We start from the raw sequence: 25,315 nt of genomic DNA on the forward strand, positions 1-25,315 counted from the left end.
GAGGTCTTCCCGTTCTTCTTCATCGTTCCGTGGCATTCGGGCAAAGTGGGTTCTCATACCATTCAGACAACCACATTCAAACGGCTCCCAGGCCTTGCCCCGCAACGCGCCACGTCCCGTTCCGGACACACATTCTGGCCGACCTCGAAAGTCCCCACCGCCACATTCAAACACCTCTCAGACCTTGCAGCACAAGGCATGAGAGGCGATTTCAGACACACATTCTGGCCAATAACCCAGATATACGGTTCCGTCATATGCAATGCTTATGCATGCACATTGCAAACCGCGTATCCGTCAGAGATCACTCTTCATCGCTCATATCGCGGCAGCATTGATCCAAAGTCTCCTGCAAACGCTTCATAAGGCATTCCGGAGCATGATCGGGACGCAAATATGCACGCAGGCCGACAATAAGTGCGCGTTCGTCTGCATCGCAACACGAGGGGTCGAAACAATCCTCATCATGCACCGGCATGTCATTAACCACGACTTCGGTATGAGAAACTCCAGCGGCGGTGCGCTCGGTTACTGAAATACGGCTATAACGTCCAAAAGTCCCATTCATGCCGATTCCTTTTCCTTGCGCCGATTGGACAACCAGCTCTCGCGGTGTCGACGAGAGGCGGTTCTTCACATTATGGCCTGTATGCGCGGATTTTGCTTTCGCGCTTGGTGAATTCCCCGCTTCGACCTCATGTGCAGACCTCACACCACCATACCCCCGGTCACGGGCATAGGATGCCAACTCTCGACGCAATTGGGTGCGAGCGCGGTTCAAGCGGCTCATAACCGTACCGATTTTCACCCCTTGCTCATCGGAAATCTGGCGATATGACTTGCCATCAATAGTGGCGTCAATGAACACCTGCCGTCTTTCCGGACTCAATTTCGCCAAAGCGGACATGATCTCCTCAGGAGCGAAGGCATCCAAATACTCTTGCTCTGCAGATTTCAATCCTTCCGAAGCATGTTCGGATGCGGAATAGATATCCCAGTCGTCATATTCCCCGGTGGAATCGTTGGCGCGTTTCGGACGACGCTTCGCCTTGGCGTATTGATTGAAATAGGCATTTCGTTCAATGGTGGTCATCCACGCTTCAAAATTGCTGCCCGGCTGAAAGCTGTCGAATGCTTTGAATCCCCGTTCAAAGGTGTCCTGCACCAAATCCTGAGCGTCTTCAGGATTATTGGTCAGTCGCATAGCCTGACGATACAGTGTATTGACAGCGGGCATGGCAAGGCGTTCGAAGCGTTGTCGTTTTTGCGCAACGGTTTCCTGTTCTGGCTCGGTCTGCTCATCAGTCACGCTCTCCATTCTAAGCTAAGGAGATTCTTGCTTCTGTGGTATGTCGCCCCGGCTCTTGTGGCGATGCGAGAGGCGATTCATGCCAACTTGTCGATTTGTGAGCGCACAATACACCATATGACTTCTCTTGAACGCCTTGCGGACGCCGTCGCCTTAGCACCTAAACAAACCGAGGAAACCACCCTGGATCGCTCATGGTTGCTTGGATTCGATACTGAAACAACAGGAACTTTCGCAGGCAAGGACGCCATCGTCTCGGCCACATTGGTGCTGCGAAACCCTGAAATGGGATCCGAGGGCGATGTGGTTGCGGAATGGCTTATCAATCCGCATAGGCCCATGAACCCGCGTGCAAGCCAGATCAATAGCTTTACCGATGCCTATCTTCAGGAACACGGGCAGGAGCCTGAGCGTGCACTCAGCGGTTTGGCTGCAGTTATCACCCAAGCCCAGAGCAAGCGCATTCCCTTGCTCGCATACAATGCTCCTTTTGATGTTCATATGCTCAATGGTGATCTGCGCCGTTGGAGCCTGGATACCCTTGATGAACGCGAAGCGGCGGACAATACCGATTATTCATTACTTGTTGTCGATCCTCTAGTATTGGATCGTGCCGTTTCCAGGCGTTCCGGAAGACGCAATCTGGCTTCGACCACCGAGTATTACGGCGTCGAACCACAGGGTGATTTTCATGACGCCACAGCCGACACGGTTGCCGCCGTTGACCTTATCGGCCCTATGACCACGCTCTATCCCCAGCTGGGAAGATTGAGCATGGGCGAATTAATGGATTGGCAACGTCAGGCACACGCCACCTGGCAGGAATCGTTCAATCGCTGGCTGCAGGGACGCGGCCGCGCCCCAATCCACGATTCCTGGCTGTAATCGACATCTAAAGGGCTTCAGCGGTCTCGCCTATGCATCCGATGCAGGCAAGACCGCTGTTTTGTTCATATGGGGCATCTCGCGGAGCTCTACCGGATGTAGCCAACTGCATCCCTCCATATCTCTCACCAAGATGAGTTGAATTCCCTACGTCTCCTATCGCTATGCATCGGCCATCTGAGCGACTGCACAGCGGGATATTACATTGCACCGTTGCATACCATGCGCAGCACCACTGCATCCCTATATGGGCGTCCATATGAAATTCATTTCGCTACTGGAATTTCAGCCTTCGGTCGATAACTTATAAGATAATCTTCAGCAAGACTCAACGATATGTAAACCTTGGCTCTCTAGCATCACAGAGCAGTGAATGAGACATGGCGAAAGGCACATCCCTATGAATACGGCACGACTCACATTGGCTTGCGCAACCGAATTGCTCCAAAAGCACGGTTTGTTACGAGAAGTCATATGCGGAGAAATGTGGTCGCTGGTGCCCGAACCCCAGATTGCCAATACCCAAGTGCAGCATATTATCTATGATTCACGCGAGATCATTCCTGGCACGATGTTGTTCATCAAAGGACGCTTCCGTCCAGAATTCCTCCGCGACGCCGATTCGCGAGGATTGACGGCATATGTCGCTGAAAAAGACTATTCATATGCCACCAAAGCCCCAGGCTTGATCGTTCATGATGTGCGCAAGGCGATGAGTCTGCTAGCCGCGGCATTCTACGGCCATCCAGAGCGTGATCTGGCAATGATCGGCATTACGGGCACCAAAGGCAAGACCACCACGGCCTACTTCACTCAAGCATTGCTGAATGCATATTCCGTGGGCAAAGCGGCACTGTTTTCCTCAGTCGACAATTGCCTTGACGGGCACACCTATGAAGAATCCGATCTGACGACTCCTGAGTCGTTGGATGCGTTTCGCATGATGCGCACGGCAGTGGACAACGGCATGCGCTACCTGGTCATGGAAGTCTCCTCACAGGCCTACAAAGTCCACCGCGTCCACGGCATAACCTTCGACATCGGAGCCTTCCTGAACATCAGCCCCGACCACATCAGCGACATCGAACACCCCACCTTCGAAGACTACCTCTACAGCAAACGCCGACTCATCGCCAACAGCCGCACCCTCATCCTCGGCGCCGACAGCACACACATCGACCTGCTCACCCAAGACGCCAAACAACACCACACCCCCACCACAACCTTCGCACTGCATGATCCGGAAACCGGGCATCTCACGCATGCAAATGTGCTGGCGACACCGGATGAGCAGGATTCCTCTCGATTCACGCTCTCCGTGGACGGCACGACCATCGATGGAGGCAGTCAAGAGCCTATGAAACTGGCCATGGCCGGTTCATTCAACGAACTCAACGCTGCAGCTGCGGCAGCCATAGCATTGCATGCCGGAGTCCAGCCCCATGATCCTGCCATGCGTGCCATGCAAAACGTGCAGGTTCCTGGACGTATGGAACGATTCGGATCCGGCAATCTGATCGCCTATGTGGATTATGCGCATAATTACCTGAGCACCAAAACCTTGGTGGATGAAATCGGCCATCATTTTGCCGAACGAAATCCGCGCATAATCCTGGTTTCCGGTTCCACAGGAGGCAAAGCGATCGACCGTCGCGAAGGCATAGTCAAAGCAGCCGAGGGCAAAGTCTCCTCCTATTACTTCACCATGGACGATCCCAACCGTGAGGACCCGCAAAGCATCGCCGAGGAGATGCGCTCCTATGTCAAGGATCCCGAGGCGATAACCCATGTGGTGCTGCCCAGAGAACGAGCTGTGGAAGAGGCATTGCAAGAAGCGGCGCAATATGCTGAGAACCGGCTCAATATCGTATTGGTTATCGGCAAAGGCAGTGAAACCGCCAATGTGGTCAATGGCAAGCGCATTCCATACGAGGGAGATGCCAATGTTGTGCGTCGGATGCTGAAGACCTTGCACATTCCAAACGATTTCAATGATTGAGTCCGCGCCCAGTGCGCAGGTCTTATCAACAAGACCGAACGCAAACGATTCCGAAACAGATTGATTCGCACATAAGCATAGTCTTCGTGCATCGTCGAAGTACCACCACAGAGTAAGGTGAATATCCATGAAGCAATTCCATCCGGTCCTTTTGGGCAGCGATATCAACGCCTATGGCATGGCACGCGCATTCCATGAGCAATACGGCATCATTTCCACCGCATTCGCTCATTTCCAGCTGTCTCCGACCAAGTTCACCTCGATTATGAATGTCCATATTGTCGAAGACTTCGACCAGCTGGATACCTTTGTGTCCACATTGATCGGATTCGGCAAGCGTATGAAGGCCGAAAACCCCGATACGGTTTTGCTACTCATTCCCTGCGGTGACCTGTATGCCAATCTCATAAGCCATAGCGGTGACCGGCTCCGCGAATACTTCGTATACAACACTCTTGACCCTCAGCTCAACCGACAGCTGAGCTACAAGAGCACCTTCTATGAAACCTGCGAGCGCTACGGTCTGCCGCATCCGAAAACCAAGGTGGTGACCAAGGAGGGCGTGTCCCGTGGGGATCATACCGATCTGCCATTCCCCTACCCCGTGGCGATGAAGCCGGTTGATTCCGCAGCCTGGCTGGATATTGACTTCCCCGGCCGCAAAAAGGCCTTCATCATTGATAATCCTGAGGAATTGGACACGCTGATTCGCCGCGCCTACGATGCCGGCTATGAAGCGGATATGGTCATTCAGGATTTCATTCCTGGTGACGATAGCCGTATGCGCGTACTCAATGCATATGTGGACCATCACCACCGCGTTCGGATGATGATGCTCGGCCACCCGTTGCTTGAAGACCCAACCCCCGAGGCCGTTGGCAATTATGCTGCGATTATCCCCGATTACAATGAAGGTGTTTTCGACCGCATCAAAGCCTTCCTCGAAGCAATCGGCTATGAAGGCGTCGCGAATTTCGATATGAAATATGACGAACGCGACAGCGAATACAAATTGTTTGAGATCAATTTGCGCCAAGGACGTTCCAGCTATTTCGTCACGCTCAATGGCTGCAATCTTGCCAAGTATTTTGTGGATGACCTGGTTGAGGACACACCATTTGACGGAAATACCCTGTATGCGCACGGCGACAAGCTGTGGCTGCAAATCCCGCATTCCATATTCCGCGACTATGTGGCCCCCAGCGACGATAAGAACCGCGGTCTGGACATGCTCGCAAAAGGCAATTGGGGTTCGACGCTGAAATACGACAAGGATCGTCATCTCAAGCGCTGGCTTATGCTCCGGCATATGGATTCCATTTATGTCAAGCGATACGCTGAATTCTTCAAGCAAAAGGCGGATTTGAAATGAAACGTCCATTCTTCGCCGTTTTGGGCGGCATGGGAACTCTGGCCACCGAGAGCTACATACGACTTGTCAACAAGGCCACCCATGCCCATAAGGATCAGGAATATTTGGATTATGTGGTGTTCAACGACGCCTCGGTTCCCGATCGCACGGCGTTTATCCTTGGCACATCCACAGAGGATCCCTTCCCCGTTATTGCGGATGACATTGCCAAGGCCTCTGCCATGGGCGCAAGTTTTATTGTGCTCATCTGCAATACGGCGCATTATTTCTTTGAGCGCTTCCAAGCCCTGACCGATGTGCCCATAATGCATATGCCACGTGGGGCTGTGGAACGCATGTCCGCAGTGTATCCGGCATCTACGCATCCTCGCGTAGGGTTCATGGGCACTGAAGGCTCACGGGCTTGCGGCGTGTATCAGCACGAGATCGAAGGGGCCGGATACACCTATGTGGCTCCGGACGAGACTCTGCAAAAGCGTATCGATTCCCTGATTTATGACGATGTGAAGGGTTCTGGCGATCTCAACAGAGACCGGTATCTCGCCGTCATCAACAAAATGCTTGATGACAACGGACCGTATCGCTGTGATGTGGTGGTATTGGGCTGCACGGAACTCAGCGTTCTCAACGAAGCCTTCCCTATGCCCCGTCTTCCTATTATTGACGCTCAGGCCATTGTGGTGGAAGATAGCGTGGCACGTGCCAAACAACTGCGGGAGCAGAAATAACAGCATCCACCTCAACTCGTGCAGTTGACCGATTTGCTCAGACCAATCCATGGACCCAGATCGATCTGAGCATTGGATTGTCGGGAGCCGATGTGGTCGCTCTGTTCTGTTCAAAAAAGGCGAAGCGGCGCTCACACCGCTGTGGAATCGTCATCCGTGCTGCGCTCGAGTTTCTGACTGACCACCGCGGTCACACCATCTGATCGCATCGTAATACCATACAAGGCATCGGCAATACTCATGGTCCGTTGCTGATGCGTGATGATGATCAGCTGTGCATGCTTGCGCAGTTCATTCAAGGCATTGAGCAAACGCGAAAGATTGATATCATCCAAAGCCGCTTCAACCTCATCCATAACATAGAAGGGGCTGGGTCGCGCGGTGAATATGGCGAACAGCAGCGCCAATGCGGTGAGCGATCGCTCGCCGCCTGACAGCAGGCTCAATTGCTTCACCCGCTTCCCAGCAGGACTTGCTTCCACCAAAACACCCGTGGTGAGCAAATCATCGGGATTTTCCAATCGCAGCCTGCCTGTCCCGCCCGGAAACAGTGTCGCGAACACCTTTTGGAACGCAGCTGCGGTATCCTCGAAGGCCTTGGCAAACACCTCAACCATTGTGGCATCCAGATCCTTGATGAGCTGCATGAGATCATCGCGGCTTTGCGCCACATCATTGCGCTGATCATGGAGATACTGATTGCGCGATTGGAGGGATTCGAATTCTTCAGCCGCCAATGGATTCACCTTGCCCAAAGCCGTGAGATCCTTGCGGGCTTTTTCCAAACGTCGCATCTGTTCAGCACGCACATATGGCACCGTGCGGTACTGCATCTTATCGCTAGCTTCGGCATTGGTTGGGGCGTCAGGCGTCGCCTCGCCCTGCTCGCTTGGATCGGCGTCCTCGGGATGCAATTCCACAGGGCGTCCATCGTCATCCAAAACAGGAACCGGCTTGTCAGGGCCATATTCCTGCACCAATTCCTCTAGGCCCATGCCCAGTTCATCCGACACTCGTTGCACCAGTTGACCGTGCACCGTGGCCAAACGTTCGCGTTCCACATCCAAGGCATGTTCCTGTTTGACCAATTGGTCGACTTGAGGTTCCATATCATTGCGTTCGCTACGCAATGACTTCAGCTGCGCATCATGGCCTGAGAGCTCGGATTGAATACGTTCACGGCGTTTCACCACCTCTTCGATATCCCGCTGCACCAATGCCGCCGCCTGCAAAGCATCATGGGCGATGCGCAGGGCATGTTCGGAACGTTGTCTGCGCTGCCTATTGAGCTGGTCCACACGAATTCGACGCTCTCGTGCCTGTTTCGCTTGGTCTTTGAGCAAATCACTCTGGCGTTCCAACGACTGCACACGCTTGGTGGCATCGTTCCACGTTATTTTGGCGGTGAGTTCCTTTTCTCTCGCGGCGTCGAGTTTGGTTTGCAGATCGCGCTCACGCTCTCCCATTTCTTCGAAATCGGTATGTCCTTCAGGAGAAGCCATTGCCTCTTGCAGGGCATTATGTAAATCTTCTAGAGCATGCTCATGTTCTGATCGCTCATCACGCACTCGCGCCCCGGAAGTCTCGACCTCTTGAATCTGCTTCTCCAAAGATTGCACACGTTGCTTCAACTCACGCAGATGTTGGGCAGCCTGCTGCGCCTTGATCCTGGCCTCGGTTTTCGCTTGGGCGCAGCGATCGACTTCGAGTCTGGCCTGATCCCGCGAGAGTGTGGCTTGACTGACTTGTGCATCGCATTCCTGCAGTTCTTGTTTCAGCGTGGCGATGCGTTCCAAAGCTTGATCGCGGCGTGCCACCAATGCAAGATTGCTCTGGGATAGGCTCGATCCTCCTATGGCAGCCGCTGTACGGAATATCTCTCCATCCTGCGTTATCGCAGCATCCCACGATCCTTGTTCCACAAATGCGAGTGCCTGCACACGATTCTGAGCACACGCCGTATGCGCAACAAGCGAACGCACTGCGAGCACGACCTGATCGGACAGCGTTTTGTCTTGTGCATGCGGATTCGCCGAGATCAACGATGCCGCTGAAAGCTTTGTATTGTCGTCTTGCGAAGCGTCCGGCGTGTTGTGCGATTGGACAAGCGGATGAAGCATAACCGCCTTGCCCAATCGCTCATCATGGGCACGTTGCACCGCATACAGCATGCTTTCCTGATCCTGGACAACAATTGCGGAAGAGAATGCGCCCAGCGCTTGTGCAATCGCTTCCTCCCAACCCTCGCGAACTCGCACAAAATCGGTAAGCATGCCCAAGGCGTGCACATGGTCATCATGTTGCAAATCGCCTGAGGCATTGCGACCACTCATGGTGTCGTTGAGCGCATCGGCTTTGGCTTGCAAGGCTATGATATGCGATTCAATGTCTCGATGACGGCGTTCCAGCTCTTCGAGCTCGTCCTGACGAACTCCCAATGCTTGTCGCGCAGTGTCGAGGGCCTCATCTTCATTGCCGTGGACCTGTTGCGACTCCTGTTCGCTGCGCTCGAGTCGTTGCCTCGCTTCCTGAAGTTGTGCAGCCAACTGCTCTTGTCTATGTGCATAGTCCTCGATACGGCTGGAGGCCAATTGCATGGCTGATTCCTTACGAGATACCAACTGCTTGAGACTGGCGATCTGCTCATCATGCTGCTTGGCCACTGTGCGCAATTGCGTCAGGGTCTGCCTCATGGATGCGAGCTTTTTCTCGGTATCCGCCCTGTATTCCGTCGCCTCGTCATAGGCAATGCGCAGCTTGCCGACCTGTTCTTCCTGGTCTGCACGTTGTTTGGAAAGTTCTGCGGCTCGTTGTTCCAACATATCGGGATCTTCGCCCACATGCTCAACAATTTGCCCGAGCATGGATCGAGATCGTTCCTGTGCCAAAGTGGCCAAGGATCTGAGCCTCTCTTCGATCTGTGTGAGTTCCTGCCACATCCGGTTGATTTCAGCCATGTGTGGATTCGACTGGGAAGTCAAGGCTTCCACTTCCTCAATGCGCAGCTTGATTCGTGTCAACTCTTGCTGCCGGGCATGCAGCTGCGCGCGCACTTCACCAAGTTTGTTGCGCGTGATCTCGCGCTTATTCAATGAATTGGATGCATCATCGGCATACAATCGTGCCTGGGCGTCCCGCACAGTGACTTGTATGGCATCAGCCCGCCTTGCAACCGCCGCTTGACGGCGCAGCGGCCCCAATTGCCTGTGGATCTCACGAAGAAGATCATCCAAACGAGCGAGATTGGATTCGGTATTCGACAACTTGCGCAAGGCCCGCTCTTTACGCTTGCGATGCTTGAGAATTCCTGCCGCCTCTTCGATGAACGCCCTGTGCCCGCTGGGATCCGCTCGTAATATGGCATCCAATCTGCCTTGTCCGACAATGACATGCATTTGCTGGCCGAGTCCGGTATCAGACAGCAATTCCTGAATATCCAGCAGTCGGCAAGGCGTGCCATTGATCGCATATTCCGAACCGCCATTGCGGAATATGGTTCGGCTTATCGTCACTTCGCTGTAATCGATATCCAGCACATGATCTGAGTTATCGATGGTGAGCGATACCTGGGCCCTGCCCAATGGAGGACGGGTTGACGTTCCCGCGAAAATAACGTCTTCCATGGAAGTGCCACGAAGATTCTTGGCACCCTGCTCTCCCATGACCCATGTCAAAGCATCCACAATATTGGATTTGCCGGAACCATTGGGCCCCACAACCGCGGTAATCCCAGGCTCGAACCGCAACGTGGTGGCCGAAGCAAAGGATTTGAATCCGCGGAGTGTCAGTTCCTTCAAATGCATGGATATGCCTTAGGCCAGATCTTCGTTACCGTCATCTGGCATTATGGTCGCCAGCGGATCATCCCATGCCTCGTTTTCGTTCTGAGGCAACGATTCGGCTGCATCCTCCGTATCGTCCCGATCCTCCGCTTCATCATGTGCAGGCTCAGGTTCGACCAGTGCAGGATTCACACGTTGGGACTTGGGTTTGGCAAGATCGGGATTGATATGCTCCTTGAGCATCGTCCTTGCATCGCCAGCCGTAACAAAGCTGCCGCAAATCAGCACGCCATGACCGTACCCCACGCCAAGATCATCATCGGCATCCACCATATTCACCGCTTGTTGAATGGCATCCGGCAAATCGTTGATGCGTGTGACGCGATCAGCACCGAATACGCGAATGGCAATGCGCTCAAGTTCTTCGGCGGGCATGACCCTTTCATGCCATGAATTCTCGGTGACGATGATATGGCTGAGTAAGGGTTCCAAAACGCCAAGATAATCCTCAACCTGCTTATCGGCCATCATTGCCACAACGCCGACGAGTTGGCGGAAATCATAATTCTCTTCCAGCGCATCGCGTAATGCTTCAGCGGCATTCACATTATGTCCGCCATCGATAATGATCGTCGGCGAGGTGCGCACCTGTTCAATGCGTCCCGGCACTTTCACCGTGGAGAGGGCCTGTGCCACCACATCGCCGTCAAGTGCGCCGTTCACCGGTATCACCACTTCGGCTGCGGCCAGTGCGGCCAATGCATTATGCGCCTGATGAACACCGAATTTGCCCACAGGAACTTCGGCATAATCCCCTTGAGGGGTTCGCAAGGACACCAACTGTCCGCCGACAGCAGGCATACGCGAAAGCACCTGCAATTCCTCCCCGTCACGCAGCACGGTGGCATTGTTCCTCCGCGCAGCTTCTTCGATAATCGGCATCACTTCGCTCTCGTGGGGCTGCCGGCCGACCACTACTGTGCATCCCGGCTTGATAATGCCGGCCTTCTCCCCAGCGATCTCCTCAACGGTATTGCCCAGCCATTGCATATGATCCATATCAATCGGCCCGATAATGGCCGCATCGGCATCCACCACATTGGTGGCATCCCAAGTACCGCCCATTCCCACTTCGATGATGGCCACATCAACAGGTGCATCGGCAAACGCCCAAATTGCCATGGATGTGAGCACTTCGAAAAAGCTCATCTTGGGCTTGTGCTGCTCTTCCATACGAGCATCGACCAAAGCCACCAGATCCTTGACCTGATCCCAGGCATCCACAAAGGCGTCATCCGACAAAGACTGCCCGTCGATGGCAATGCGTTCGTTGATTTTCTCCAAATGCGGAGAGGTATACAGACCGGTGCGCATGCCATAGGACCTGCATATGGCTTCTGCCATACGTGCCGTTGAACCCTTGCCATTGGTTCCGGTCACGTGGATCACCCTGAATGACTCCTCAGGATGTCCCATAACATCCAACATGAGATTCATGCGGTCAAGATCCAGATTCGTCGTATTGTGCTCAGGCGGCCGGGACATGATATCACGTTCGACATCGATTATGGTGGCCCCGTTACGATTCGGATTTTCGACAGACATGAAACCTCTGTGCCCCTTTGACTTTCGCACTCTATGAACACACATATTCTAGATGGTGCCATCGGCATCACGGAATATGGTCACAGCGATATTACTCCGGTGGCATAGCGGTGACTAGGATATGCTGTGAAGCATTCCATTGGCCGATATTAGAGGAGATGTGCATGAACGACGCCGTTACACAGAGCGCAGAAGAACAGGATAAGGAAGCACAGATGCATGGCGAGGACCAGCCGGTTGAAGACCGCGTGAACAATCGTTCTCTTCGTCCGGATAGCGATGCATTCAAGAAGCTTATGGTCACCGGATGGGATAACCAGGAGCCTGAAACCGAACGTCTGGAGTCCAGCGAATACATTCCTGCCCGACTCGAGGCATTGGGCAAGCGATTCCCCGGCGAACGCCTGGTGATTCCAGCAGGACAGCCCAAGGTGCGCAATAATGATTGTGATTACGCCTTCCGTCCCGACACCTCCTTCTCCTATTACACAGGTTTGGGTCAGGATTATGAAGCCGGAGCCGTCCTTGTGCTGGACCCGGTCGATCCGGACAGCGAAGAGGCACACGCTGGCAAGACGCATACTGCAGAGCTCTTCGTGGCTCCACGAGCTGACAATTCCACCGAGGATTATTACAGGGACGCTCATTACGGCGAATACTGGGTCGGACCTCGTGCAGGACTCAAGGAATTGACTGCGATGACAGGCTTGGAAACGCATGACATCGCTCAGCTTGAGGATGCCCTTTCTAAGGATGTTGGAGCTCAGGCGGGTTCTGTGCGCGTACGCATCGTCTCGACCGCAGACCCGGCACTTACTGCACGAGTTGAGAGTATTCGTGAGGCCAATGGCTTCCCCGACAAGGATGCCAATTCCCATGCCGATGACAAGCTGCATGAGGTTGCCGCCGAAGCCCGCATGATCAAGGATCAATACGAAATCTCTGAACTGCGAAAAGCGGTGGACGCCACCAAGCTCGGTTTCGATCGCTTGCTTTCGGCCATCCCGCAGGCCAAGGACCGTCCCCGTTCCGAGCGCATCTTGGAAGGTGCCTTCAATTCAGTGGCACGCGAACAGGGCAACGAGGTTGGATATGACACGATCGTGGCCTCAGGTGAGCACGCTCCGATTCTGCATTGGACGCGCAATACCGGTGTGGTGAGAAGCGGAGATTTGCTGCTGGTGGACGCCGGAGTCGAGGTTGACAGCCTGTACACCGCCGACATCACGCGCACCTTCCCCGTGAATGGCACGTTCACTCCTTTGCAGCGCAAGCTGTATCAGGCAGTGCTCGATTCGCAGCAGGCAGGTTTTGAAGCCGCCAAGCCGGGTGCCACTTACTCCGATATTCATCATGCATGCATGCGTGTCATCGCTGAGCGACTCCATGAGTGGGGCATTCTGAAAGTCGATGTGGAAGAATCCCTCTCCCCTGAAGGTCAGCAGCATCGTCGTTGGCTTGCCTGCGGCGTTGCGCATCATCTTGGTCTGGATGTGCATGACTGCGCGGAGGCAAGATATGAATCCTATCAAGGCGCAGCCATCACGCCTGGTATGGTATTCACCATTGAGCCTGGATTGTATTTCGCCAAGAACGATCTGCTTATTCCGCAGGAGCTTCGCGGCATCGGCATTCGCATTGAGGATGACGTACTGATGACCGAGCATGGACCCGAATGGATTTCCAAGGATATCCCTCGCGAAATCGATGATGTCGAAGCATGGATGCGCCAAGTCGCACAAGGACGGTGAATGATGCCCACTCCTGATTTCATATTGGAACTGCGCAAGCATATCGGGCACGCTACACTGCCTCTTTCCGGAGTCACTGCCATAGTCGAGAATGCTCAAGGCAAAGTGCTTATGGGCAAGCGTTCCGACACCGGCCGATGGGCTCTGGTATCCGGCGTATGCGAGCCCGGGGAACAGCCTGCGGATACGGTTGTGCGCGAAATCAAGGAGGAGACCGGCGTGGATGCGAAAGTGTCCGCATTGGTTTCCGTGATCAACGCGGACACCGCCACCGTTCATGCCAATGGAGACTATGCTCAATATATGGATCACCTATTCCTGTGCGAGCTGGATCCTCAAGGCAATACGCAAGCCTTTGTCGGAGACGAGGAAAGCTTGAGCGTAGGGTGGTTCTCCCCCGATGACTTGCCGGATCCGATCACTGCGAGCAGTGTGGAGAGACTGGGATTGCTCAAGCACTTCCGTTCACTCGAGGAACAAGGCAAGGGGCACACGCTGTTCATGCTTGCAGGTCAGCTGCAATAGCCAGAGCTAGTTGCATACGCGCAAACCACAACGGGCTTGGCCAAGGGGTTCCCTGGCCAAGCCCGTTGCTTTTGCACACATTCGGATTCATGCGGCAACCGCAGCATTCTCAAAACATGCCGGCTCGCGTCGCTGTGGGGGCATAACGCCATCTTCCGCGTTCCACGTTAATCGCCCCACGCAAATTGAGTCCTAGTTATCGGATTTGCCGTCCTGCGCACCACACATGCTGCACCGACCAATCCTTTGGATCCGCCAGAAGAATGTCAGCTGCATAGCCATCACTCAACAAACCCAAAGGCGCCTCGGTAATCGAATTGGGCACATCCAATCCCAAAGCCCGCGCAGGCGTAAGCGTTGCCGCTTCAACCGCTTGCACCGGATCCACGCTCAACACTTGCACCGCTCTTCGCACAGCCTCCTCGAGCACGAGAGTGGATCCCGCTATGGCGCCATTGGAAACCAGACGGGCGTGGCCGCCTTCCACGGTGACTTCCAATTCACCTAAGCGATACGAGCCGTCATCACAATCCGTCGCAGCCATGGCATCCGTCACAAGAGCGATACGATGCGGTGCCATGCGGAAAGCCAAGCGCAGAGCGGCATCATGGACATGGAATCCATCGTTGATCAACTCAATCGTGACACGAGGATCCTCCACTGCTGCCGGAATGGGCCCCGGATTGCGATGATGCAATCCATTCATGGCATTGAACATATGGGTCATCAATCTTGCGCCGGCATCGAAGCCCCGCTTGGCAGTGTCATAATCGGCATCGCAATGCCCTACTGCAGCCACTGCACCGCTTGCGCTTATGGTTCGTATGGCGTCAATGCCATCAGGCAATTCAGGCGCTATGGTGATTTGTCTCAAGGTGCCTTGTGCAGCATCAAGAAAACGCTCCACTATGCCGGCTTCAGGCGCTATGAGACATGCGGGATCATGGGCGCCTTTGCGGGAGAGTGCAAGGAAGGGCCCTTCCATATGGGAGCCCAAAACATCGGGCCTTTGCTTGGTGATCTGCGCAACGGTTTGCAGATTTCGGCACATCACATCCACAGGGTTGGTAATCAATGACAACACCTGTCGGGTGGTGCCATGCATGGCATGCCCTGCTCTTGCCACGGCAATGGCCTCTTGACCATCATCGAAGGAATGCTGCCATGCGCCATGTGCATGAAGATCCACATATCCGGGAAGCATAAGAGCTTCTTGCGCATCGATTATGGTGACGTTCTCGGCATCCTCCATGCCATAGGCACGCAATGCCGCCCGATAATTGTCACCTCCCGCGCCCTGTGCCAATACAACGCCATTGTCGCTAAGCAACCATGCCTGTGCAGCGATTCCACGTGCATCGATGCGCGTGGCGTGGCGTATTGCGAGGCGCTGCGCCGGACCGGTTACCGCAGCGCTTACTTGGCGAGCCTGCTGCTGTCGAGATTCTTCCATTGTCATCCCCTTATTGTGCACTCCCGCCCACCGATAACGCATCTGTCAAACCGGTGGACAGGAGAGGCATACCTGTCGGCAGATACTTCACGCAACTCAGATGCGCTGCCATTCGGGTTTGTGTTCGTATGCATACCGGTAATAATCGGCATGGATAAGCTTGGAAGCAGCTTCTTCGTCAACGATAACCGTCGCGTGTGGATGGAATTGCAATGCGGAAGCCGGGCACAATGACGAAACCCCGCCCTCGACTGCGGCCGCCACTGCATCCGCTTTGCCCTTGCCGAATGCAAGCAGAATAAGCTGCCGCGCCTTCATAATCGTGCCTATGCCTTGGGTGATGCAGTGCACAGGCACCTGTTCGATGTCGTTGTCAAAGAATCGTGCATTGTCGATACGGGTCTGCTCGGTCAAGGTTTTCATACGAGTGCCGGAAGCCAGGGACGAGCCTGGTTCATTAAAACCGATATGGCCATCAGAGCCGATGCCCAGAATCTGGATGTCGATGCCACCGGCCTCTTCAATGGCTGCGTCATAAGCCGCACCTGCTGTCTGCAGCCCTGCAGGATCACCGTTAGGGACATGCACGGATTGCGGATTCAATCCGAGAGGCACAGTCACCGTGCGGTTGATGGTGCTTCGGTACGACTCGGGATGCTCTGGATCCAGACCGACGTACTCATCCAAAGCGAAGCCTTGAACACCGCTGACATCAAGCTTTCGTTCCTTGATCAATGCAGCCAGTCGTTCATATGCCACCAGGGGGCTCGATCCGGTGGCCAAGCCCAAAACCGCATTCGGCTTGCTCTCGATGAGATCGGCCACACAGTGCGCATAAATATCGCCTGCTTGTTCCTGTGAGTCCACAATGATGATTTCTGCCATTTGCATGCCTCATTTCTTCGTTCAACGGCCATGGCCGTATGTACCGGCAACGTCCTCGTTGCGGTCAGACCGCTTCGCAATCAATACGAAACGAACTTCTGATTAGTAGTGTACAACCTCCCCACAACCTATATATAACAGCATTATATTTTAGTTAGTTTTGTTAATTTAATATGCATGAGTGCTGACCATCTCTCATATTTGCTTTGCATCGGATGACAACATGCGACACACCCCGACACGCCGAAATCCGAATGCTTGCCATAATAAATTAACGCCGTTAATATATGAACTCAGTTCAGATTCAATGGCGAACGGACAATTCCAGCCTCGAATCTAGGAGGTGAACCATGAGGAAACAGATCAGTAATGTTGCACAGGCATCACTGTCCGAGCACAACCGTTCCTGCGTACTCCGTCACCTCTATAACAACGGCATCAGCTCACGGGCGCAAATCGCCAAGGCATTGGGACTCACTCCCGCAGCCATCACCAAAATAACCGCAAGACTGCTCGAAGCAGGCGTCATCGAAGAAACCGGCGATATCGAAGGCAGCAAGAACAGGCGCTCAATCGGTCTGAAACTGGACAGCGATCGCTTCCATATCATCGGTGTGAAATTCGCCCGAAGCCTCGTAGAGATCGGGGTGTTTGATCTCAACGGCACAACCCTTCATCTGGAGGATTTGCCCGAAGTCAGCGATTCGACAATCGATTCCACACTGACAACCATTCATGAACGCATCGAAGACCTGCTTTCCGGCGATAGCTCCATAGTCGCCATCGGCATGGCGGTTCCCGGTCCGTATTTGCGCAATGCAGGACATACAGCGGTAGTTTCCTCAATGCAAAGCTGGCGACGCGTGAACTTCCTCGAAGAGTTCTCCACAGCGTTTTCCGTACCGGTATTTGTTGAGCAGGATGCGCGTGCAGGAGTCCTCGCACAGTATTTATTCGCAGACCATGACGACTGCGACACCATGGCATACTATCTGGTCGGCGAGGGTGTGGGCCTAGGGGTACTCGATCACGGCAAACTGATCAACGGCTCATTGGGAGCTGCCACCGAAATAGGCCATGTCAGCATTGATATCAACGGAAGACCGTGTGATTGCGGCAATGTCGGCTGTCTTGAACGGTACTGTTCAGCGGTGGCGATCCACCAGGAGATCAATCAATCCAACATCATTCCACAAAGCGAGGCAATGGGGCATTCGCAGGCGTGCATCGCATTGTTCGCCAAGGCGGCACAAGGCGATGCGCAGGCACAGGGCATGGTCCGAGCAATCGGACGCATCATCGGATACGGCTGCGTCACCATAGTTAACGCTTTCAACCCGGAACGCATTATTCTTGGAGATATCGTCCCCCAGGCAGGAGAACCCCTGATGCAAGCAGTGCGCGATATCATCCACGAACGCGTCATCGACGAACTTGCCTCCACCACATCGGTGGAAGTATCGAAACTGCCAACCGACGCTGCCGTTTCAGGAGCTGCAGCCGTGGCCATAACGGAGTTTCTGGATCGGCCGTCCATGTTTTTTGACGTCACATAAACAGAACTGACGCCAAGCACAAATTTCCACAACGGACACGGTAATAACAACCACGAGGAAAGGAAAACCAATGTCCAAGCCAATCGTTCTCTCACTCGGTGAATTGCTCTGGGATATGCTGCCTGGAGGCAAGCGTGCAGGTGGTGCGCCGGTGAACTTCATTTACCATTCAATGATGAACGGTACCGAGGGTTATGCCATTAGCGCTGTCGGCCAGGATGAACTGGGCGATGAACTGGCAGACGTGACCGAGAAAGCCGGCATCAAATCCATCATCCAGCGCAATGCATGGCCTACCGGTACTGTCGATGTCGCTTTGAAGAACGGCATTCCTGAATACACCATCGTCAAGAATGTGGCATGGGATCACATCCTGTTCACGCGTGAGCTCATCGAATTGGTGGAACGCGCCGACGCCGTGTGCTTCGGTACCTTGGGCCTGCGCTCCCCTGAATCGCATGACACCATCGTCGAACTGCTCAAACACACCATGCCGGGTGCCATGAAGTTCTTCGATATCAACATCCGCGGCGACCACTATTCCAAGGAGCTGATCGAGGAGCTGCTTCAGCAGGCCACCGTCTTCAAGCTCAATGACGCAGAACTGCTCCTGCTGCGTGATCTGTTCAACATCCGCGGCACTTCCGATGAGGTTGCATGCCGTTGGTTCATGGACAAGTTCAGCCTCGATTACGTGATCCTCACCGGCGGTTCAACCTTCAGCACCATCATTTCACGCTCGGGCGAGGCTTCCACCCTTTCCACTCCACATGTGGAGGTTGCCGATACTGTCGGCGCAGGAGATTCCTTCTCCGGAACCTTCACCGCGAAGATCCTCAATGGCGCAACACTCTCCGAGGCACACCGTGCGGCCGTGAACACCGCCGCCTTCGTATGCACCAAGGATGGAGCATGGCCTACCTATCCAGAGGCCATGACTGACTATCTGTCTGAGGCCGGATTGTAAATCCAAAGTCCCTCTCTCCTTCACACAGGCGTGACAGGTGATTCAGCTGAGTGCTGAGACCTGTCACGCCTCTTGCATGTGTCAGCCACAATACTGCATAGACCAATTTCGATCTGCAACTTCTTATTCTCTTGTTACATAGAAGGGAACCTCATGAGTAACGAAGCGAATTCTGCCACTCGCAGCGGTCTGAAAGCCCTTGCGCCTGTGATGGCAACATTCTTCGTCATGGGTTTTGTCGACCTAGTCGGCACTGCCACTAATTACGTTCAACCAGAATTCTCACTGAATGACTCTCAGGCGAATCTGTTCACCACCATGGTGTTCTTCTGGTTCCTGATCTTCTCGGTGCCGACTGGTGTCATGATGAACAAGATCGGCCGGCGCAAAACCGTGCTGCTCTCAGTCGTCGTCACTCTTGTCGCCATGCTTCTTCCTGTGATTGCATACACGGCAATCACCACCGCTTCAACGGCACGACTCGTGCTGATGATCATTTCATTCTCGCTTTTGGGCATCGGCAATACCTTGATGCAGGTTTCCCTGAACCCTCTGCTCACCGTGTTTGTTGGCAAGGATAAGCTGGCATCGACCTTGACGACAGGTCAGTTCGTCAAGGCGTTTGCATCCTTCTTCGCACCTCTTATCGCTGCTTGGGGAGCAAGCCGCTTCGGTCAATGGTGGGTTTTGTACGCCATTTACTTGGTCATCGGCATTGTTATCGGCATCGCCCTGGCATTCGACAAGATCGAAGAGCCGGAACCCGATGCGGGCAAAACCACCATTATCAACTGCTTCAAACTATTGAAGGATCGCGTCATTCTGCTGTGCTTCCTTGGCATTGTGGCCCATGTGGGTATTGATGTCGGCGTGAACGCACAGGCACCGCGCATTCTTATGGAACATACCGGTCTGTCACTGGCAGTGGCCAGCGGTGCGACCTCGGTGTATTTCGCATTCCGTACCATCGGCTGCTTCGTCGGAGGACTCGTGCTTCACCGTATCAGCAATAAGCTTGCCTTGCGCATATGCGGCATCATCATGGTGCTGGCAGCAGCCTTCTTCACGATCTTCTCGTTGATTCCGAACAACCCACCGCAATGGCTGTTCTACACGGCAGTGGCGCTTATCGGTTTTGGCAATTCGAATGCTTTCTCATTGTTCCTTTCCCATGGACTTTTGGATCAGCCGCAGCATCAAAACGAGGTTTCCGGATTGATGATGATGGGCCTGATCGGTGGCGCCATCTTCCCGCCTCTGATGGGCGCAGCCGCAGATGCCATCGGACAATTCGGTGGCGTTCTGGTAATGGCCGTCGGTGCAGTCTACGTCTGCGTTGTCGCTTTGGCCTACAACACCTTGTTGGAGAAAAAGCACTAGTTTCATTTGCATAATGAAGAACTGATCGGGCGGGCTTGAACCCGCCCTTTTGCAAAAGCAATCAGGAAATCGACACAAGTGAACGACCCAGGAGCCGACACAAGGTAATCCCAAGCCGAGGTACACCATATGGACGCCAAAACCTCTTTGGGCTACCTCGATGTAGGATGAGTCGAGCATCACAAGCCTTGATCGCCGACGCATGTCAGCCTGGTCAAGGCAGGGACTTCATGTGAAACGAGGAGAGGTACACGCATGTCCACACAGGACTCGTCGTCAGTAGCCGCATCATCGACTGGTGATAACAATCTCAAAAGAACACTTGCATCACGACATCTGACGATGATTTCCATAGGCGGAGCCATCGGAACCGGACTATTCGTCGCATCCGGTGAATCAATCTCCACCGCAGGCCCAGGCGGCGCCTTAATCGCATACACGCTTATTGGCTTCATGGTGTACCTGCTCATGCAGTCATTGGGTGAGATGGCCACATACATGCCGGTTGCCGGCTCCTTCGGCGAATACGGCACGCGCTTCATAAGCCCAAGCTTTGGATTCGCGGTCGGCTGGAATTATTGGTACAACTGGGCCATCACCGTTGCAGCCGAATTGAGTGCCGCGGCATTGGTGATGAAATACTGGTTCCCGGACTATCCAGGCTGGATCTGGTCCGCACTGTTTTTGGTCATTCTTATCGTGATGAATGCCTTGTCGGCACGAGCATACGGAGAAGGCGAATTCTGGTTCGCCATTATCAAGGTCGCCACGGTTATCGTATTCCTTGTGCTTGGCGTGCTCACAATCCTTGGCATTATCGGCGGCACCTCCCCCGGTTTTAAGAATTGGACCACCGGCGACGCACCCTTTGTAGGCGGCGGCATGGGCATTTTGGCCATTTTCATGGTGGCCGGCTTCAGCTTCCAAGGCACCGAGATAGTTGGCGTTACCGCCGGCGAGGCAGATAATCCTTCAGTAACTGTCCCCCACGCAATTCGCACTATCTTCTGGCGTATTCTGCTCTTCTATATCGGCACCATCGCCGTTATCGGATTCCTGATCCCCTACACCGATCCGAATCTGCTCAACTCGGATGTTGTCAATATCTCGATTTCCCCATTCACCTTGGTATTTGAGCGCGCCGGCATCGCCGCTGCAGCTTCGGTTATGAATGCAGTCATCCTGACCTCGATTCTCTCCGCCGGTAATTCCGGCTTGTATTCCTCCACTCGCATGTTGTATGCGATGGCTCATAACGGCAGCGCCCCGTCCTTCCTCGGTCGTACCAGCAAGCATGGCGTGCCAGTGAATGCATTGGCAGTAACCGCTTTGGTGGGAGCTGCCTGCTTTATCTCATCCTTGATCGGCGACGGTGCCGCCTACACCTGGCTGGTCAATGCTTCGGGATGCGCGGGATTCATCACCTGGATGGGCATCGCCTGGTCGCATATCAAGTTCAGGCAGGCCCTGAAAGCGCAGCATTTCCCCCTTGAAAAGCTGCCCTACCGTGCGCATTTGTATCCAATCGGCCCGATTATCGCCCTGATCATGTGCACTGTGGTGATTATTGGACAGAATGTTGAAGCACTGATGGGCCACGAAGATATGACCGCGCTGCTCTCAAGCTATATCGGCATTCCGCTCTTCTTCGCCATATGGATCATCCATAAGCTAGTCACCAAGCTTCCTAAGGTGAATCCTGCCGAGGCGGACCTCTCCGTTCCTGAGCAGTGATAACTGCGGATTACTGACAAGTACGGGATGTTGGCGCGAAGCCGGCATCCCGCACTGTTCTATGCTCGCGTGGTGTACGGATTATCAAGCCTTGCTCAGTGTTTGCTCGGCATGGCAACCTCAGTATCGACGCTTATGGTCACAGGTCCGTCATTGACCAGAGAGATTTGCATATGCGCTCCGAATCGCCCTTCTCGCACATTGATGCCTTCGGCTCGTATGGCAGCATTCAATCGATTCCATATGGCTTGTGCATGATCGGGAGCGCCAGCCGCTATGAAACTCGGACGGTTTCCTTTATGTATATCTGCGAATAGCGTGAACTGCGATATCGATAAGATCGAGCCTTTGATGTCTTGTATGGATCGGTTCATTTTGCCATCAGCGTCTTCAAATATGCGCATATTGGCGATTTTTCTCACCGCCCATGCTATTTCCTCATCCCCATCCTCATCGGTAACGCCGACGAGCAGAACAAGTCCTTCATCAATGCTTTGCTCTTGAAATGATAGATCGAGTTGTCCGCTTTCCTCGTCCATAACGGTGACACTGGCTCGGCTGACCCTTTGCAATACGATTCTCATACATTCCAGAGTAACGGCAGCAAAGGAGTTACACAGTGGTACACAGGTGCTCATTATCGGATCGTTCAGGATTGCGGTTGAGGCGTCGCTTTCGGCGATTTTGCGAGGTCGTTGATTACATGACTTGCGGCGCGAGTGAGACTTACCGCACAAAACGTCATGCGTGAGCGGTTGTTGACTCAGAGCGAAGTTGTATTAAGCGAGGTGTTGAGGTATTCTGAAGTGTCCGGTTCAATCCGGGATTGATAATTGAACATTGGGGCTGATCGGTTTCGACGGTGATCTGTTCGTCACAGGGAAGCGTGCCGAGAACGCGGAGTCCGCTCGTGGATGTCCTCCGCAAAAGAATAAGTGCTAAATCTAACCGCACTGAGTTCGCTCTCGCTGCCTGAGCTTCGCGCCAGGATTAACCAGTGAGCAGCCGCTCCGTTCACTCTCCCTCGTCTTTGGGGAGATGCTGAGCGTCGTTAAGAAGACTTGCTTGGATCATTGGACCGCAGGGTGATTCAGGGACTTTAACTGTAGATATGCTCGCCATCGGTCGTCTGCGGCACAGATGGGGGCAGAAAAACCGCCGTACGGCCAGCAGACTACGCACGTAGAAGACTGAGAGTACGGTCACCGGACCGGGGTTCAATTCCCCGCAGCTCCACCAATGAAAAGGTGTCGAACTTACGCTCGAGAGTGTAGGTTCGACACCTTTCTGTTTGCTATCGTTACCTGATCTTTCATTCACCAACTGATCAATGGCTCGCGTCAATGAGATGCAAACCGACAATGCAACCGATAAGGACTGCGACCAAAACTATTTTGATCAGTGATGCTGACTCAGATCCAGAAATAATCGACCATGCAACGGTGACGACAGCGCCGGTTCCGGCCCAAGCCGCATAAGCGGTACCAACAGGTATTTCTTTCATGGCTATCATCAAGCCGCCAAGCGAAACAATTGACCCGCCAATAAAGAAGAGAAGGTCAAGCCATTGGAATTTCTCGGCCATACGCGAGAGAGCGCTCGCCCACACGGTTTCGAACATTCCAGACACAACAAGTATGAGCCACGACATCATCGGCCCCTTCCATGTGAGGCCGTCCCCATTCGATACAACCAGCAGGTCGTCCAGCTGGCGGGGCAAGTTCAGGGCAATACCAGCACATCTTCCTATTTGGTATTGCTCGCCCAAATTCCATATGTCATCAGACGAAGTGATTCAGCAAGATGAATCAGCGCCGTCCGACAATTCACCCTATCAAAAACGCATTCCTCGCGTCAATCCAACCTATGGTGGTTTATGTCATTCCAAGTCCAACGCATCTGTCTAGACTAGTACGGTGACTGCCGGCCCAGCACTGGCACTGTCGGGCTATGCATGCATTTTGCAGTGATGCTGTCATTAAATATCAAGAGCCAGTGCATGTACATCGGATGATTGAATGGTTAGTCGCTCTGCAGCGCAAAACATCTGCTCATGACTACTTTGTTGTAAAACCTAAAAATGGTATGCCACCAGAAACTGCGTCTTACGCATATTCACTATCACATATCAACAGCGCTTAATAGAATTCTCATAGACCACAGTTGCAACAAGACAGTTATCTGGACTACTTAATAATCGGTCGATAAGGCGCAGACACATCCACCTGATGCTTGTCACCGATCTTCGTGGGATCATTGATGATCTTGTCCACAACAGCCATTTTGAGCTTCAGCTCAGAGGAATCACCCCACACGATAATGCGGTCTCCCCCATTGAGTTCCGTGGTGATCGAATCCTGCGTCTGCGCCTTGACGGCCGTGACAGAGCTACGCATCGATTCAGGCAATGCGCTCAAAATCTTCAGAGCTTCTTTTACCGCCCTGTTCTGCAATCCGCTATCAACGCTTTCGACCTCGATAACCGGAATGCCCTCGGCCGACGCACCGTTCACTGAATTGAGCACTCTGGCCTGTGAATCAACTGCAGTAAGCGCACTATCCCCAACCTTCAGCATGGCTGCCGGTTTTTGGGCGGTTACCGTCACTTCCATTCCCTGAGGGAATTTCCTTTTGGCTTCTGCCTGCGTTACACCAGGAATGTCTTTCAGCTTGGTTGTCACATCATTCGTCGATACCACAAGCAATGACTTTCCCGCCTGTTGCTGGGCTATATCACGTATCTGCTGCTCACTCACCCACTCGTTGGCACCGCTTATGGAAATATTGGCAGCCTCAAGCCGCAAAACCGGCGAGAAAAACAGCAACCAAACAAGACCTATCACCACACCGAGCGAAACCACGGTGATGGCAACATGTGAAACGATAGAGCGCAGACCAGCCTTGCGTTTTTCTTTGAGCCTTGCATTGAAATCAACCACTTTGGGGCGTGACATAATGCCCAGCGCCCCTGTGGTCTCTTGCAAGGTGCGATCAAGCACATCGTCATCTGCGAGCTTTCGCGCATCTACGAATGCTCCTGAAGTCGCTTTCGCGGCATCAGTCTGCATTCCGGACACTGAGCGTGGTTGACGCTCCTCATGCGAGTCGTGCTTCCTTCTGAATTTGAACAGACCCCGTCCTGAAGACTTGGCGTTCCCGACCTCTTTCGATAAGGTGTTTCCATCATGCCGTGCTGCGCCGGATCGTTGCGAACTCTCGACAAAGGAGGACTTCCTGTTTATCGCTTGGACTCCCGCTCCTGCCGAGCGCCTTGCGGATGCTGAGCGTGAGGGCATGCCCTGTTCATGAGTATCTTGTCGACGCGACCTGGCCTTTCTGGGATGAGCCGACCCGGTCGCTTTACTCGCCTGTCCAGCAGAATTT

Annotated in this window: 18 protein-coding genes, 1 other RNA gene and 1 pseudogene; 11 read left to right on the plus strand and 9 right to left on the minus strand. The window is 53.7% G+C overall.

All coding sequences use genetic code 11. The features are described 5' to 3' along the window. Window positions 1-304 precede the first annotated feature (304 nt). Window positions 305-568: a hypothetical protein gene (locus BITS_RS09625; RefSeq protein ID WP_026642737.1), complete on the minus strand. Its 264-nt coding sequence runs from the start codon at window positions 566-568 to the stop codon at window positions 305-307. Between the two features lie 146 nt (window positions 569-714). Continuing rightward, a pseudogene (locus BITS_RS00905) lies at window positions 715-1,318 on the minus strand (sigma-70 family RNA polymerase sigma factor); the annotation flags it as partial. A 108-nt stretch (window positions 1,319-1,426) separates the two neighbouring features. Here BITS_RS00905 and BITS_RS00910 point away from each other — a divergent pair. The 4 genes from BITS_RS00910 to BITS_RS00925 all read left to right on the plus strand — a co-directional run bounded on the left by BITS_RS00910 (window position 1,427) and on the right by BITS_RS00925 (window position 6,293). Continuing rightward, entirely contained in the window at window positions 1,427-2,194 is a 768-nt protein-coding gene (locus tag BITS_RS00910) for an exonuclease domain-containing protein (RefSeq protein ID WP_026642736.1), read from the plus strand. Between the two features lie 400 nt (window positions 2,195-2,594). Further along, a complete protein-coding gene (locus BITS_RS00915) occupies window positions 2,595-4,193 on the plus strand; it encodes a UDP-N-acetylmuramoyl-L-alanyl-D-glutamate--2,6-diaminopimelate ligase (protein ID WP_044259200.1) in 1,599 nt (532 codons plus the stop codon). A gap of 127 nt (window positions 4,194-4,320) precedes the next feature. Next, complete coding sequence (locus tag BITS_RS00920) at window positions 4,321-5,565, plus strand: carboxylate--amine ligase (protein ID WP_034534467.1); 1,245 nt, start codon at window positions 4,321-4,323, stop codon at window positions 5,563-5,565. After that, window positions 5,562-6,293, plus strand: a complete 732-nt coding sequence (locus BITS_RS00925; RefSeq protein ID WP_026643002.1) for an aspartate/glutamate racemase family protein — start codon at window positions 5,562-5,564, stop codon at window positions 6,291-6,293. Before BITS_RS00920 ends, BITS_RS00925 begins: the two co-directional genes overlap by 4 nt. Before the next feature lie 131 nt (window positions 6,294-6,424). On the opposite strand, the gene smc is transcribed toward BITS_RS00925, so the two are convergent. Together smc and BITS_RS00935 are read right to left on the minus strand one after the other, a co-directional pair. Next, window positions 6,425-10,096, minus strand: a complete 3,672-nt coding sequence (smc, locus tag BITS_RS00930; protein ID WP_026643001.1) for a chromosome segregation protein SMC — start codon at window positions 10,094-10,096, stop codon at window positions 6,425-6,427. Window positions 10,097-10,105: 9 nt separating this feature from the next. Beyond that, window positions 10,106-11,680, minus strand: a complete 1,575-nt coding sequence (locus BITS_RS00935) for a bifunctional folylpolyglutamate synthase/dihydrofolate synthase (RefSeq protein ID WP_044259201.1) — start codon at window positions 11,678-11,680, stop codon at window positions 10,106-10,108. Between the two features lie 215 nt (window positions 11,681-11,895). Here BITS_RS00935 and BITS_RS00940 point away from each other — a divergent pair, with 215 nt between their 5' ends. Continuing rightward, window positions 11,896-13,431, plus strand: coding sequence for an aminopeptidase P family protein (locus BITS_RS00940; protein WP_407712183.1), 1,536 nt, complete (start codon window positions 11,896-11,898; stop codon window positions 13,429-13,431). 3 nt (window positions 13,432-13,434) lie between these two features. After that, the gene (locus BITS_RS00945) at window positions 13,435-13,956 is read left to right on the plus strand and encodes an NUDIX hydrolase (RefSeq protein ID WP_026642998.1); all 522 of its coding nucleotides are present in this window, start codon (window positions 13,435-13,437) and stop codon (window positions 13,954-13,956) included. A 196-nt stretch (window positions 13,957-14,152) separates the two neighbouring features. On the opposite strand, the gene nagA is transcribed toward BITS_RS00945, so the two are convergent. After that, complete coding sequence (nagA, locus tag BITS_RS00950) at window positions 14,153-15,409, minus strand: N-acetylglucosamine-6-phosphate deacetylase (protein ID WP_026642997.1); 1,257 nt, start codon at window positions 15,407-15,409, stop codon at window positions 14,153-14,155. A 96-nt stretch (window positions 15,410-15,505) separates the two neighbouring features. Continuing rightward, complete coding sequence (nagB, locus tag BITS_RS00955; RefSeq protein ID WP_026642996.1) at window positions 15,506-16,294, minus strand: glucosamine-6-phosphate deaminase; 789 nt, start codon at window positions 16,292-16,294, stop codon at window positions 15,506-15,508. 350 nt (window positions 16,295-16,644) lie between these two features. Here nagB and BITS_RS00960 point away from each other — a divergent pair, with 350 nt between their 5' ends. The 4 genes from BITS_RS00960 to BITS_RS00975 all read left to right on the plus strand — a co-directional run bounded on the left by BITS_RS00960 (window position 16,645) and on the right by BITS_RS00975 (window position 21,931). Beyond that, complete coding sequence (locus tag BITS_RS00960) at window positions 16,645-17,850, plus strand: ROK family transcriptional regulator (protein ID WP_026642995.1); 1,206 nt, start codon at window positions 16,645-16,647, stop codon at window positions 17,848-17,850. Between the two features lie 70 nt (window positions 17,851-17,920). Next, window positions 17,921-18,817: a carbohydrate kinase family protein gene (locus BITS_RS00965; protein ID WP_026642994.1), complete on the plus strand. Its 897-nt coding sequence runs from the start codon at window positions 17,921-17,923 to the stop codon at window positions 18,815-18,817. Between the two features lie 153 nt (window positions 18,818-18,970). After that, window positions 18,971-20,197 (plus strand): MFS transporter, encoded by a 1,227-nt coding sequence (locus BITS_RS00970; RefSeq protein ID WP_026642993.1) that lies wholly within the window; start codon window positions 18,971-18,973, stop codon window positions 20,195-20,197. Between the two features lie 255 nt (window positions 20,198-20,452). Beyond that, window positions 20,453-21,931, plus strand: coding sequence for an amino acid permease (locus BITS_RS00975; protein ID WP_026642992.1), 1,479 nt, complete (start codon window positions 20,453-20,455; stop codon window positions 21,929-21,931). A 95-nt stretch (window positions 21,932-22,026) separates the two neighbouring features. Here BITS_RS00975 and dtd read toward each other — a convergent pair whose 3' ends face one another. Beyond that, a complete protein-coding gene (gene dtd, locus BITS_RS00980) occupies window positions 22,027-22,515 on the minus strand; it encodes a D-aminoacyl-tRNA deacylase (protein WP_026642991.1) in 489 nt (162 codons plus the stop codon). A gap of 258 nt (window positions 22,516-22,773) precedes the next feature. Here dtd and ssrA point away from each other — a divergent pair. Further along, window positions 22,774-23,170: a transfer-messenger RNA gene (ssrA, locus tag BITS_RS08835) on the plus strand. Window positions 23,171-23,258: 88 nt separating this feature from the next. Here ssrA and BITS_RS00985 read toward each other — a convergent pair. After that, on the minus strand, window positions 23,259-23,585 hold the full coding sequence (locus BITS_RS00985; protein WP_229774896.1) for a DMT family transporter: 327 nt from the start codon (window positions 23,583-23,585) through the stop codon (window positions 23,259-23,261). Between the two features lie 532 nt (window positions 23,586-24,117). Then, window positions 24,118-24,999: a cell division protein FtsQ/DivIB gene (locus BITS_RS00990; RefSeq protein ID WP_229774915.1), complete on the minus strand. Its 882-nt coding sequence runs from the start codon at window positions 24,997-24,999 to the stop codon at window positions 24,118-24,120. Window positions 25,000-25,315: the final 316 nt, after the last annotated feature.

This window comes from Bifidobacterium tsurumiense, assembly GCF_000741765.1.
GTDB classification, from domain to species: domain Bacteria; phylum Actinomycetota; class Actinomycetes; order Actinomycetales; family Bifidobacteriaceae; genus Bifidobacterium; species Bifidobacterium tsurumiense.